The sequence below is a fragment of the Flavobacterium litorale genome (genome assembly GCF_019613795.1).
Taxonomy (GTDB): domain Bacteria; phylum Bacteroidota; class Bacteroidia; order Flavobacteriales; family Flavobacteriaceae; genus Flavobacterium; species Flavobacterium litorale.
In genome coordinates, this window is sequence record NZ_CP080429.1 from 1,158,853 (window position 1) to 1,171,622 (window position 12,770).

Genomic DNA, 12,770 nt, shown 5'->3' on the forward strand with positions numbered 1-12,770 from the left:
TTATTTCTTTTTTATTCTATTTAAAAAAATTAACGGATACTGTCAAAAAAATTTTTAATATTTGCGATGGAAACAACTCATAATATAATTTAACAAGATGAAAAATTTATTCTTACTATTTTTATTAGTTACTTTTTCTGCAAGCGCACAAAAAGCCATGCCGAGTGTATCACTTAAATCGGTAAACAATAAAAGGTACAACGTAAAAAACGACTTTAATAAGAAAGACAAAATATACGTCTTTGCATTTTGGGCTACTTGGTGCGCCCCTTGTATAAACGAATTGGATGCTATAAAAGAGCATTATTCAGAATGGTCTGAAGAAATTGATATGGAAGTTGTAGCAGTTTCTATAGACGATACCCGTACACAAAAAAGAGTAAAACCATTACTTAATGGTAAAAACTGGCCTTACACTATATTATTAGATACCAATCAGGATCTTAAAAGAGCACTATCTATTGTAAACGTTCCTTACACAATAGTAGTTAAAAACAAAAAAGTAGTTTATATACACAATGGCTATAGCCAAGGTGCAGAAAAAGAACTATATAATAAACTGAAGGAACTATAGATGATGAAAAAATTACTTTTTTTACTGTTGCCATTGGCTACAGTATCCCTCTATGCCCAAGAAGAAGAGAAAGAGGAGGTAAGAGTGTATGGTGGTTTTGAATCGAATATACAATGGTATTTAAACGATAGTGGTAGGGGAATAGAGCAACCTGTTACTCCTATACGATCTAACAACTACTTTTTAATAAACTACCAGTACAGTAATTTCACTGCAGGTTTCCAAATTGAAGCCTATGAAGATAATGCACTACTAAATTACAACCCTGGCTTTAAAGGCGGAGGTGTGGGTACATACTACCTTAACTATGCAAATGAAAAGCTAGATGTTACTGCGGGGTATTTTTACGAACAATTTGGTAGCGGTTTACTACTGCGCGCATGGGAAGACCGTGCTTTGGGTATAAATACAGCATTACGTGGTGGTAGAGTACTTTTTAGACCAACTGACGATGTAAGGCTTACTGCGCTATTTGGGCAGCAGCGTACAGGTTTTGATGTTGCTAACGGAAGAATATACGGGTTCAATTCGGATATTAATCTAACAAATCTATTCAAGTTTGAGCAATCCGACCTATCGCTTGGTTTTAGTTATGTAGGGCGATACGAAAAAGTAACAATTCCTGACCCGAATTTTGATGAACTTACCAATGCCTTTGCAGGACGTATTAACTTTATATACGACTCGTTTTACTTTTCGGGAGAATATAACTACAAGCAAGAAGATGCCGTACTAGATGTGCAAAACCGTATTAATAACGATTTTGTAAAACCAGGTAATGCAATACTGCTTAATTTTGGTTATACCGATATTGGTTTGGGTATAGATGCAACGTTTAGAAGAATGGAAAACATGAGTTTCCTTTCGGAAAGAGAGCCTACGTTTGTAGATGCAACGTCTTCCAGCCTTAACTTTAACGATAAGGTGCTTAACTTTGTACCTGCACTAACCAAACAGCACCACTCTAACCTTGCTAATATTTACGTTTTTCAAGCACAAGGTAAGGTAGATTTTATTGACCTTTCGATAATGAAAGCTGGTGAAACGGGTGGACAGATTGATATTTTTTACGAATTTCCTAAAGAAAGTACCTTTGGCGGTAAATATGGTACCAAAGTAGCACTAAATGCCTCTAGCTGGTACAACCTGCCAGGAAGTTACCGATTTACACCTGCAGAGTATGAAACTGACTTTTTTGGTGTAGGAGAAAAGTATTTTTCGGATTATAATATCGAAATTAAAAAACGACTTTCAGAAACATGGTTAGCAAACTTCTATTACGTTAACCAATACTATAACACATTATGGTTGCAAGGTGGCGAAGCTGTAAATTCCAACATTGTAACAGGAGAAGTAGTATATAATTTTGATACCACTAAATCCGTACGTGTAGAAGGAGAACACATGTGGGCAGATGCCGATATGAAAAACTGGGCAGGTGCTACAGTAGAGCTAAACCTTAACGATAAATACTCATTCTATTTTTGGGATATATATAACTATGGTAATGATAATAGCGAAGACCAAACCCATTATTATAACTTTGGAGGTGCATACCGCCATGGCGCAACACGTTTAGCCCTAAACTATGGTAGGCAGCGTGGCGGACTTGTTTGTGTTGGTGGTGTATGCCGTTTTGTACCAGAGAGTACAGGGTTTACACTAACATTAAGCACAGCATTTTAAAAACAGGAACTAACCATTCACCAATAATAAGCCCTCTTTGCTTTTAAGCATTGGGGGCTTTGTTATTTATTACTGTTTATAACGTGTACTTTTTCGTAAAAAACATATATTTTTATTTCCAAAAGTAAAAGCAAATGGATACAGTTATTAAGTGGGGTATAATTGGCTGTGGTAGCGTTACCGAGCGTAAAAGTGGTCCTGCCTACGCCAAAACGTCTGGTTTTAAACTACAAGCCGTAATGCGACGTAATTTAGAGAAAGCAGCCGATTATGCTGCACGCCATAACGTACCTACCTATTATAACGATGCCGATGCGTTAATAAACGACCCAGCGGTAGATGCGATATACATAGCCACACCACCCGATACCCATGCTTACTATGCCCTAAAAGTAGCCCAAGCAGGCAAACCCTGCTGTATAGAAAAACCTATGGCATCCAAGTACAGCGATTGCGTTGCTATTTGCAATGCTTTTGAGGCTAAAAATTTACCCCTATTTGTAGCGTATTACCGTAGGTCGTTACCCCGATTTAAGCAAGTACACCATTGGATTGCTAATGGTAGTATTGGGCAACCCCGCCATATAAATTGGTTGCTAACCAGAACACCCTCGCCCATAGATGTATCAGATAATTACAATTGGCGTACTGATGCCAAAATTGCCGAAGGAGGGTATTTTGATGATTTAGCAAGCCATGGCTTGGATTTGTTTATTCAGTTGTTAGGCAACATAACAAGTGCGAAAGGCATAACCCTAAACCAACAAGGGTTGTATACTGCTAAAGATGCCATTGTAGGTTGTTGGTTACACAATACAGGAGTAACAGGCTCGGCTACATGGAATTTTGGTAGCAATACCCGAGAGGATACTGTTACCATACACGGTAGTGAAGGAAAAATTGATTTTTCCGTTTTCTTGGAAGAACCGCTTGTTCTTACCAATAGCCAAGGCAGGCAGGAAGTATATATTGATAATCCCGAACATATCCAGTTGTACCACGCACAAAATATGCGAGAGCACTTGCTGGGCAATAAAAAACACCCGTCAACAGGTGTAACGGGTGCTCATACCTCGTGGGTATTAAATAAAATTTTGGGTACGCTATAGCCCAATTATTTTAGTGGTGTGCGCTTAGCTTACCAAAGGTACGCTCTAAAGCACTTTTTATTTTGTTTGTTGCGCCACTTACCGCTCTTTCTATCGTATTAGCATGGTCTACTACCCCAATCGGTTTTAAACCTGCTATACGGGCTTCTATGCTGCAACGTTTGTCGTTTTCGCCACCTTTAGTACTATTCTCATCGCCCAAGTGTACTTCTAGGCGTGTAACTTTATCTTCGTATTTCTTTAAAGCAGTTTGTAATTGTTCCGTAAAATATTCCTCCAGTCTTTGGTGACCTTCAATGTTGTTGTCTGTATTAATTTGTACTAACATAGTTTTATTAATTAAGTTATATACACAAATATAGTAACAAAAAATTATGCGCTGTGTGATATTAATCATACTTAACGTAACATTAAGTATTTATTATAAAAGTGTTTTGGACGCTGTTGTAATATGTTAATGTAATCTTTAATTATTGTGATGCAGCACTTGGAATTTTAACTTTGCACTTTAACCTGTAAAGCAATAACGTATATGATTTTTATGATTATAAATTCCACACTACTCAAATACATCATTTTTGGTACTGTAGGATTAATAATTGCATTTTTAGTACTATTTTTTATCATCAACAAAATAGGCAAGAATCCCAATAACATATTTCCGCCCAATTTTGCCCATCGCGTTAAAATCCCTCTTTTATTATTTTTTGCAGCTATAGCCATGCGCATAGTGGCATCTAACGACTTTTTTGAAAAGCCTTACGATAGCGTTTTAAAACGCATAGGCTTAATCCTTCTAATTATAAGCATTACGTGGTTTTTAATCATAATAATACGCATCATTAAAATCAGCGTTATTAGTAAGTACAATACCGATACATCTGATAATTTTAGAGCAAGGCGCGTATATACTCAATTTAGCGTATTAGAGCGTGTAATTGTTTTTGTACTCATTATTTTGGCAATAGGAATAGCACTAATGAGTTTTGACAGTATCCGCTCCATAGGGGCAAGTGTTTTGGCATCGGCAGGAATTGCAGGTATTATACTTGGTTTTTCGGCACAAAAAGCACTCGGAACATTATTGGCAGGAATACAAATTGCCATAACGCAACCCATACGTTTGGACGATGTTGTAATTGTAGAAGGCGAATGGGGGCATATTGAAGAAATTACCCTTACATATGTGGTAGTAGCCATTTGGGATAAGCGTATGTTGGTAGTACCTACTACCTATTTTATTGAAAAGCCGTTTGAGAACTGGACGCGAAAAAGTGGTGATATATTGGGCACGGTATACATTTATACCGATTTCCGCGTACCTGTAGATGAACTTCGTAAAGAGCTTACGCGTTTGCTAAAAGGTACTGATTTATGGGATGGCGAAGTAAATAAGTTGCAAGTTACAGACGCTAAACAGGATGTTATGGAAATACGTGCTTTAATGAGCTCTAAAGATTCTTCTATATCATGGGATTTACGGGTTTATATTCGAGAAAAACTAATAGCCTATTTACAAAAAAATTACCCTGATAGTTTGCCAAGAACACGCATATCGTTAGTAGATAAAAATACTGATGAGCCTAATGATGAAACCGACCAAAACCAAGAACAAAACACAAAGCGAGTTAGTGCAAACGAAAAAGATGAATAGGCAGTAATAAAGTATAAGCAAACTTTTGCATCTTTGTAGTATTAACACTTATCTACTACTATGCGGTTATTATTTATAGGGATACTCAGTTGTATTGTTGGTACCTCGTTTGCACAAGATACAAACGAGTTAAAAGAAACAGCAAAAGATAGTGTAACTTTTGAACCCGATCCCTTGTACAGAGAAGATCAGTTTTATGCATCAATATCGTATATATTGATGCAAAATAAACCCGATGGATATTCGCAAAAATCGTTCTCTACAGGGCTTACTATGGGGTTTTTACGCGATATGCCTATAAATGAAAAACGGACTTATGCCATAGCAGCAGGTTTGGGGTATGCTTACTATAATATTAAGCACAACTTACAGGTAATTGAAAATGTAGGTACAACCTCTTACCAAATTGCTAGTGAGGGCGATTTTGACCGTAACAAGCAAGTACTACACTTTTTAGAATTGCCTATAGAGCTGCGTTGGCGAAATTCTACGCCAAGCTCGCATAAATTTTGGCGTATATACACGGGCTTTAAAATAAGTTATCTTTTTGCCGATAAAGCACAGTACTATCCAACTTCGGGTGGCAGCACTAAAGTAAAGGGGAACGACGATTTGAATAACCTGTTTTATGGCGCGTACTTATCGGTAGGGTGGAACACCTGGAATTTATATGCCTACTATGGTATAACACCACTTTATAAAGATGAAGCACGCATTAACGAGGGTAACGATGCCATACAGCTAAACACCGTTAGCTTGGGGCTTATATTTTACATACTGTAACTAAAAAGCAGGAATAAGCCACGCAAACCACAGTAGTATTTGTGGTACAATACCAATAATACTACCCCAAAAAACACCACTAAGCGAATGCTCTTGCTCCTGCAATCGGGAAGAGGCAACAAGCCCACACGATAGTATTAAAAATGCAATGAGGTATAAAAAGGGTGTATGATAATAGGCGGATATACTTATTACAAATAAAGTTAACGAAGATACGCCCATTACATGCAAACTGATTTTTTTGTTAACCAATACCAAAGTTAACGCAAGCAAAATACTAATTAGCATCCCTAAAAAGTAATAGTATAACTCGGTAACTACAAATGTAGCAAAGCTATAGCGTAGCAATATTACAAGCAATATGGCGTAAAAAGCTAGCGGTAATCGGCGTTCTCTTTTATCTACCAGCATTTTGGTACGTAGTAAACCCAACGAACGCAGCAAATAAAACAACGATATGGGTAGTAACATGGTAAGAATTAGTACCTGTATAAACACCAAATACACTTCGTGCATATGGTAGTAATTCATGGTTACAAAAAAGAAAAACAGCGTAGCGTATACCGATATTAATAACGGATTGTATAAGTACGAAAAAACAAGTAACAGCTTTTTCATGCATTATATTTTCTTCCGCATTCGTGCTACAGGTATATCCAGTTGTTCGCGGTATTTGGCAATAGTTCTACGCGCAATAGGATACCCTTTGTTTTTAAGAAGTTCAGCTAGTTTATCGTCGGGAAATGGTTTTTTCTTGTCCTCCTCGTTAATAACAGTTTGTAGTATTTTTTTAATTTCGATGGTCGATACATCCTCGCCCTGATCGTTTTTCATGGCTTCAGAAAAAAACTCTTTTATCAATTTTGTACCATAAGGCGTATCTACATACTTGCTATTGGCTACGCGCGATACGGTAGAGATATCCAAACCAACCAAATCGGCAATATCTTTTAATATCATCGGTTTTAGTTTAGCTTCGTCGCCATCCAAAAAATACTCTTTTTGGTAATGCATTATAGCATTCATGGTTACAAACAGGGTTTCCTGCCGTTGGCGTATCGCATCAATAAACCATTTAGCGGAGTCCAGTTTTTGTTTGATGAATTGTACGGCATCTTTTTGTGCAGTTGATTTATCGCGAGAATGCTTGTAGCTCTGTAGCATCTCCTGATAATCTTTAGATACGTGCAACTCTGGGGCATTTCTGCCATTTAGTGTAAGCTCCAATTCGCCATCGCGTATTTTTATGGCAAAGTCGGGCACAACGTGCTCTACAGCCTTATTGCTATTGTCGTAAGCACCACCTGGTTTTGGGTTAAGATGCTCTATTTGATCTATAGCATTACGAAGCTGGTCTTCGCTGATATTGTATTTTTGAAGTAACTTATCGTAATGTTTTTTAGTAAAAGCATCAAACTGATTTTCAAGGATGTCTATCGCCAAGTCTACAGATTCAGTAGGTGTTTTATGCCTTAACTGCAATAAAAGGCATTCCTGCAAATTGCGTGCGCCAACCCCCGCAGGCTCTAGCTGGTGGATAACGTGCAGTATGTTTTCAACCGTTTTCTCGTCGGTATAAATACCTTGTGTAAACGCCATATCATCTACAATATCCGTTATACTACGTCGTATGTAGCCCATATCATCAATACTGCCTACTAAAAACTCGGCAATATCGCGCTCGTTTTCGCTAAGTATAAACGTATTAAGCTGTTCTATTAAGTTTTGATGAAAACTTACATTGGCAGCAAACGGCATGGTTTTATCCTCATCGTCGTCGCTATAGTTGTTGGCTTGTAGTTTGTAGTTCGGTATTTCGTCGTCGCTAAGGTACTCGTCAATATTTATATCGTCAGCTTCAATTCTATCATTATCATATTCGTCATACTCATCGTAATCGTCGCTGCTAAACTCATCGGCTTCGTACTCATCTTCCTTACCACCCTCAAGCGCAGGATTCTCCACCATTTCCTCTTTCAGGCGTTGCTCAAAAGCTTGCGTAGGCAGTTGTATCAGCTTCATGAGCTGAATTTGCTGCGGCGATAACTTTTGCGATAATTTTAATTGTAAATTCTGCTTTAGCATATGTAATCTAGGTGGTTTTCTAGTATAAAAATACAAAAAACAGGCATTACAACCCTACGCTTTTTAGATAAAATTATGACGTAAGCGGTATAATGCCTGTTTTTAGGTATGTAAGAATATTTTTAGAATTCTGCGTTTTGCGGTGTTCTCGGGAAAGGGATTACATCGCGAATATTGCTCATGCCTGTTACAAATTGCACAAGACGCTCGAAACCAAGCCCAAAACCACTATGCGGTGCGCTACCGTAACGGCGGGTATCCAAATACCACCATAGTTCTTTCTCGTCAATATCAAGCTCTTTAATTTTTTGCTGTAGTACGTCAAGGCGTTCTTCACGTTGCGAGCCGCCTACAATTTCGCCAATACCAGGGAATAATATATCCATGGCGCGTACTGTTTTACCATCGTCGTTCAGCCTCATGTAAAAGGCTTTAATATCGGCAGGGTAATCAAACAATATTACGGGCGATTTAAAGTGTTTTTCTACCAAATAGCGTTCGTGCTCACTCTGTAAGTCGGCGCCCCATTCTTCAATAATATAATTGAATTTTTTGTTTCGGTTGGGTTTGGAGTTTTTTAGTATATCTATAGCTTCAGTATAACTTACACGTTTAAAGTTATTTTCCAGTACAAAGCGTAGTTTCTCTAACAATGTCATTGGGCTACGGTCTGCTGCCTTTTTCTGGCTTTCCTCTTGTTTTAAACGTTGGTTTAAAAAGGTGAGGTCTTCTGGGCAGTTTTCTAGTACATAACGAATTACGTATTTAATAAAATCTTCTGCCAAATCCATGTTAGCATCAAGGTCGTTAAAAGCAACCTCTGGCTCTATCATCCAAAATTCTGCTAGGTGGCGCGAGGTGTTACTGTTTTCGGCACGAAATGTAGGACCAAAGGTATATACTTGCCCTAATGCCATGGCAAAGGTTTCTGCCTCCAACTGCCCCGATACGGTTAGGTTTGTTTCTTTACCAAAAAAGTCTTGTTTGTAATCTACATCACCCTCTTCGGTTTTAGGTATGTTGTTTAAGGGTAATGAGGTAACTTGGAAAATTTCTCCAGCACCTTCGGCATCACTTCCTGTAATTATAGGGGTATTTACATAGGCAAATCCTCTGTCCTGAAAATAATGGTGTACAGCAAATGATAGTACCGAGCGTACGCGCATAACTGCGCCAAACAGGTTGGTACGCACCCTTAGGTGGGCATTTTCTCTTAAAAATTCAAGCGTATGTTTTTTAGGCTGCATTGGGTATTTTTCCGCATCGCTATCGCCTAGTATTTCAAGGTTGGTTACCTGTATTTCAAATTGTTGTCCCGAACCCGAGCTTTCTACCAAATTACCTTGTATGGCTACGGCAGCACCAGTAGTTAGCCTTTTTAAGGTTTCTTCGGATGTGTTTTCAAAATCTATCACACACTGTATATTATGTATAACCGAGCCATCGTTAATAGCTAAAAATCGATTGCTTCTAAAAGTTCTAACCCAGCCTTTTATCAATACATCATCAACAGGCTTTGTGCTGTTTAGTAGGTCTTTAACTTTTGTATGTTTCATTCTTTATAATTTAATGTGTTTAGTATAGTTACCTGTTTACTGTTATAGGGTAGTGCGCAGGTAAATGCCTGCAAATGTACTAAAAACCGCAAAAATCTTAAATTTTAACTCTTACTATTTAAAAAACTTTACAGTAATACAATCCAATTTATATATTGGGGCTTTATTGTATTGATAGTAAGTGTTTTAAAATAGGCTAAGCATAAATGATATTTTGACTGAGATATTTTTATCGAAGCCTGATAAATGATACGGACCGTACCTGTAAAAAGCAGAAAAACCGAATCCTTTAAATATTTCGTTAAGTTCCAAACCACTTTCGTAGTATCCTTTTTCGAGGGTATCGTATTCAATACCCTCGTGCCTTTCGGGGTTTTCCATGTTACCCCATGCAACACGTGTTACGAGTACAGGTGCTAGTTTAACGGCGTTAAAAATTGCAAAACGGCTAAAACCGTGTTTTAACTGTGCCATAGCATACCTACTGGAGAAAAACTCGTTGAAATACATGGTTTCGAAACTGTTTTTTCCTGCAAAGGTTATACGCTGTAGTATAGTATCTTTATTGAGGTTGTTGGGCGATGTATTGTATAAATGGGTTAGGGGTGTGTTGCCTAAGGCAATACCTGTTTGTATTAGTCCCGATGTTTTTTGCCCACTCAAATACCTTTTTTCCGCTTCCATCTTAAAGTCGAATTTACCAAAAGTGAGGTCGCTACCCAAAATATCTGAAACGGATTGGGTATATTGAAATGTAAATTTAGGATAGCGTTTATTAACTTCTATCCTGCCTTGTGGTGTTTGCATAAAATCGCTAAACGGACTCCATTGTACAGCGGCTAATGCAGTAACAAGGTCGAATCGCTGATAGGAACTGCCATTGGGCAGAAAGGTATAATTGAATTTGGGATAAATCCTATCGTGATTCATCTCGAAATGGGTATCCGATTTAGGTATTAATTTTGACTTTACATAGGTTCTCCATGTAATGTGCTCGTAGAATGTTGAGATATTAATAGGGCGGGGGTCGTAAATTTTAAACACTTTATTATCAGTAACAAACGATGTACTTGCAATTTCCAGTATATCATCCGTATAGGATACGCCGAGCCATGACGACGAATAATTGTCTAGCCTAACGGAGCCCCCTCCGCTGTATTTAAAAACACCATCTTTAGTACCATAGGCGCCGTAACCGTCCAGCCTAAAGTATTCCGAAATTTTATCGTTGGTTACGCCACCAATGCCCAAGCGGAATCCTTCGTAATCGTTATATTTAACAATTTCTCTCAAGTCAATATCAACAGAACCTACAGGCAGGTAACCGTTAATTATTTTTTTGCCTAAAATTATTTTTTTCTCCAATTTCTCTTTTGCCACAATACTATCTAGGGCAATATAGGTTTTCATACTCCTATTATCCATAGTATCTATCCTGTAGCTGTTCCAATACGCTTCAGGGCGGTTTATTGCTTCCTCTTTAATCTCAATACCTACACTCTGATTTTTTATTTTAACGGGTATATTATATTCGTATTCAAAATTGACGGATTCGGATAACAAGTACACATAATCGGAGGCATCTTTTTCGCGTTTATCATTATCTTTATTAGAGCCATCAAACGTAATAGTTTCCCCCAATATTTTTATGTCCTCTTTATTATCGCCTTTTACTATTTTGAGTTTCTTCTCGCTAGGAAACCACAAATTCAACCCTTCATCATATTTAAATATATGGGTAGAAGTAATATCCAGCACATTACTAACCCTAAAAACAGCTTTGGCAATACCGTAATTTTCTTTGTCAACATATAGTAGCCCCTCTAGTTTTCGGCTTTTTCGTTTTCTTTTTGGGGTAAAAAATACCACATAAACGCTTCGATTATCTATAGCAACAGTGTCGAGTATTTTATAGTGGTAATTTTTAAGTGCATTACTACTTAAAGGTCCAGCATAGTTGGTTTCAACAAGTTCTATAGTGTTTGCGTAAACGGAATAGGATTGTAATGTTAGCCCTATTACTTCGTACAGTGGTTGTTTAAAGCCTGCCATTCGGGTGGCGAGTACGTTTTCTTTTAACCCTTGTTTTTTATTGAATTTAAACTCCGATACTTTTTCGGTTTGGTAGATGTGTTGTTGCTCTATCAGTTTTTTAAATTTAAAATCGGTAGAATCTATTTTTTCAAACACTTTTACAGCATTCTCATAACCGTATATAGAGTCGAGTCGCCCAGTTATCGAATCGGGGTTGGCAGTAACCACGAGCCTATTGTACGATTTGTATACAAAGCTACCGAGCCTTTGCCTTGGGTCGTTTTCTGGTTTTTTGTAGAGTATTTTGCGTATTAATGTATTAGCGTTATTGTTACGCTCCAGTACCAATTCATCAAGTTCTTCAGATGATGGTTGGAGTACAATACTGTAATTTTTTTTACCTGGTATTACGGTAACTTTTTGCTGTTGGTAGCCAATATAGTTAATGGTAAACCATTGGGTTGCCGTAGTTGAAAATTTACCATCAATATCGGCAACTAGGGTTTTGCCTTTATCGGTAGTAATAGTAGCAAAGGGTAGCGGATTATTGTGCGCACTCTCCCTTACATTACCTGTAACAGTAAATTGTGCCTGAATGGGCAGGCTTATAAGTAGGAGTAACAGCGTAAGGATTTTCATGTACCTTTTTATGCTAAACGAAAGAAACTGCAATTTGTTTCGGCAAAGATAGTATAAATAAAAAATCCGCTAATAAAGCGGATTTTAATTATACCTTCATTATTTCGACTTCTTTATGTGTAAATAACTCATCAACTTTTTTAATAAAACTATCGGTTAGCTCTTGTACGCTATCCTCAGCATCTTTTCGCATATCTTCAGATGCGCCTTCTTTCTCTAATTTCTTTATCTCGGTATTAGCATCTTTTCGGGCGTTTCTAATGCTTATTTTAGCATCTTCTGCCTCGCCTTTAGCTTGTTTTACTAAGTCTTTTCGGCGTTCCTCGGTTAATGGTGGTACATTTATAATTATGTTGTCGCCATTGTTCATGGGGTTAAAACCTAGGTTGGCTATCATTATGGCTTTTTCTATAGGTTGTAGCATTGCTTTTTCCCAAGGCTGTATGGTTATAGTACGCGCATCGGGTGTGTTAACATTGGCTACCTGTGTTAATGGCGTTTGCGAACCATAGTAATCTACCATTACGCTGCCTAACATAGCAGGACTTGCTTTACCTGCACGGATATTTAAAAATTCTTTTTCAAGGTGGGCAACAGAGCCATCCATAGACTCCTTTGTGCTATCTAATATAAAATCAATTTCTTCCATG

Annotated in this window: 11 protein-coding genes; 5 read left to right on the top strand and 6 right to left on the bottom strand. The window is 37.7% G+C overall.

The annotated features are described in order from the left end of the window. The first annotated feature begins 97 nt into the window (after positions 1-97). The 3 genes from K1I41_RS05145 to K1I41_RS05155 all read left to right on the top strand — a co-directional run bounded on the left by K1I41_RS05145 (position 98) and on the right by K1I41_RS05155 (position 3,369). The gene (locus K1I41_RS05145; RefSeq protein ID WP_220641613.1) at positions 98-574 is read left to right on the top strand and encodes a TlpA family protein disulfide reductase; all 477 of its coding nucleotides are present in this window, start codon (positions 98-100) and stop codon (positions 572-574) included. Beyond that, positions 575-2,260 carry a DUF6029 family protein gene (locus K1I41_RS05150; protein WP_255566969.1) on the top strand — a complete coding sequence of 562 codons (1,686 nt, stop codon included), beginning with the start codon at positions 575-577 and terminating at the stop codon, positions 2,258-2,260. A gap of 134 nt (positions 2,261-2,394) precedes the next feature. Further along, on the top strand, positions 2,395-3,369 hold the full coding sequence (locus K1I41_RS05155; RefSeq protein WP_220641614.1) for a Gfo/Idh/MocA family protein: 975 nt from the start codon (positions 2,395-2,397) through the stop codon (positions 3,367-3,369). Positions 3,370-3,379: 10 nt separating this feature from the next. Here the strand turns inward: K1I41_RS05155 and K1I41_RS05160 are convergent, their stop codons facing one another. Further along, positions 3,380-3,697, bottom strand: a complete 318-nt coding sequence (locus tag K1I41_RS05160; RefSeq protein ID WP_220641615.1) for an HPF/RaiA family ribosome-associated protein — start codon at positions 3,695-3,697, stop codon at positions 3,380-3,382. 213 nt (positions 3,698-3,910) lie between these two features. Between K1I41_RS05160 and K1I41_RS05165 the strand changes: the two genes are divergently transcribed. Beyond that, positions 3,911-5,023 carry a mechanosensitive ion channel family protein gene (locus K1I41_RS05165; RefSeq protein ID WP_220641616.1) on the top strand — a complete coding sequence of 371 codons (1,113 nt, stop codon included), beginning with the start codon at positions 3,911-3,913 and terminating at the stop codon, positions 5,021-5,023. A 60-nt stretch (positions 5,024-5,083) separates the two neighbouring features. After that, positions 5,084-5,806, top strand: coding sequence for a porin family protein (locus K1I41_RS05170; protein ID WP_220641617.1), 723 nt, complete (start codon positions 5,084-5,086; stop codon positions 5,804-5,806). Here the strand turns inward: K1I41_RS05170 and K1I41_RS05175 are convergent, their stop codons facing one another. From K1I41_RS05175 to frr, 5 genes are all read right to left on the bottom strand, one after another. Next, a complete protein-coding gene (locus K1I41_RS05175) occupies positions 5,807-6,424 on the bottom strand; it encodes a hypothetical protein (protein ID WP_220641618.1) in 618 nt (205 codons plus the stop codon). It abuts the gene before it with no gap. 3 nt (positions 6,425-6,427) lie between these two features. After that, positions 6,428-7,891 carry an RNA polymerase factor sigma-54 gene (rpoN, locus tag K1I41_RS05180; protein ID WP_220641619.1) on the bottom strand — a complete coding sequence of 488 codons (1,464 nt, stop codon included), beginning with the start codon at positions 7,889-7,891 and terminating at the stop codon, positions 6,428-6,430. Positions 7,892-8,013: 122 nt separating this feature from the next. After that, a complete protein-coding gene (gene asnS, locus K1I41_RS05185; RefSeq protein WP_220641620.1) occupies positions 8,014-9,447 on the bottom strand; it encodes an asparagine--tRNA ligase in 1,434 nt (477 codons plus the stop codon). A gap of 186 nt (positions 9,448-9,633) precedes the next feature. Further along, positions 9,634-12,120, bottom strand: coding sequence for a DUF5686 family protein (locus tag K1I41_RS05190; protein ID WP_220641621.1), 2,487 nt, complete (start codon positions 12,118-12,120; stop codon positions 9,634-9,636). A gap of 88 nt (positions 12,121-12,208) precedes the next feature. Continuing rightward, the gene (gene frr, locus K1I41_RS05195; protein ID WP_220641622.1) at positions 12,209-12,769 is read right to left on the bottom strand and encodes a ribosome recycling factor; all 561 of its coding nucleotides are present in this window, start codon (positions 12,767-12,769) and stop codon (positions 12,209-12,211) included. Position 12,770 lies beyond the last annotated feature (1 nt).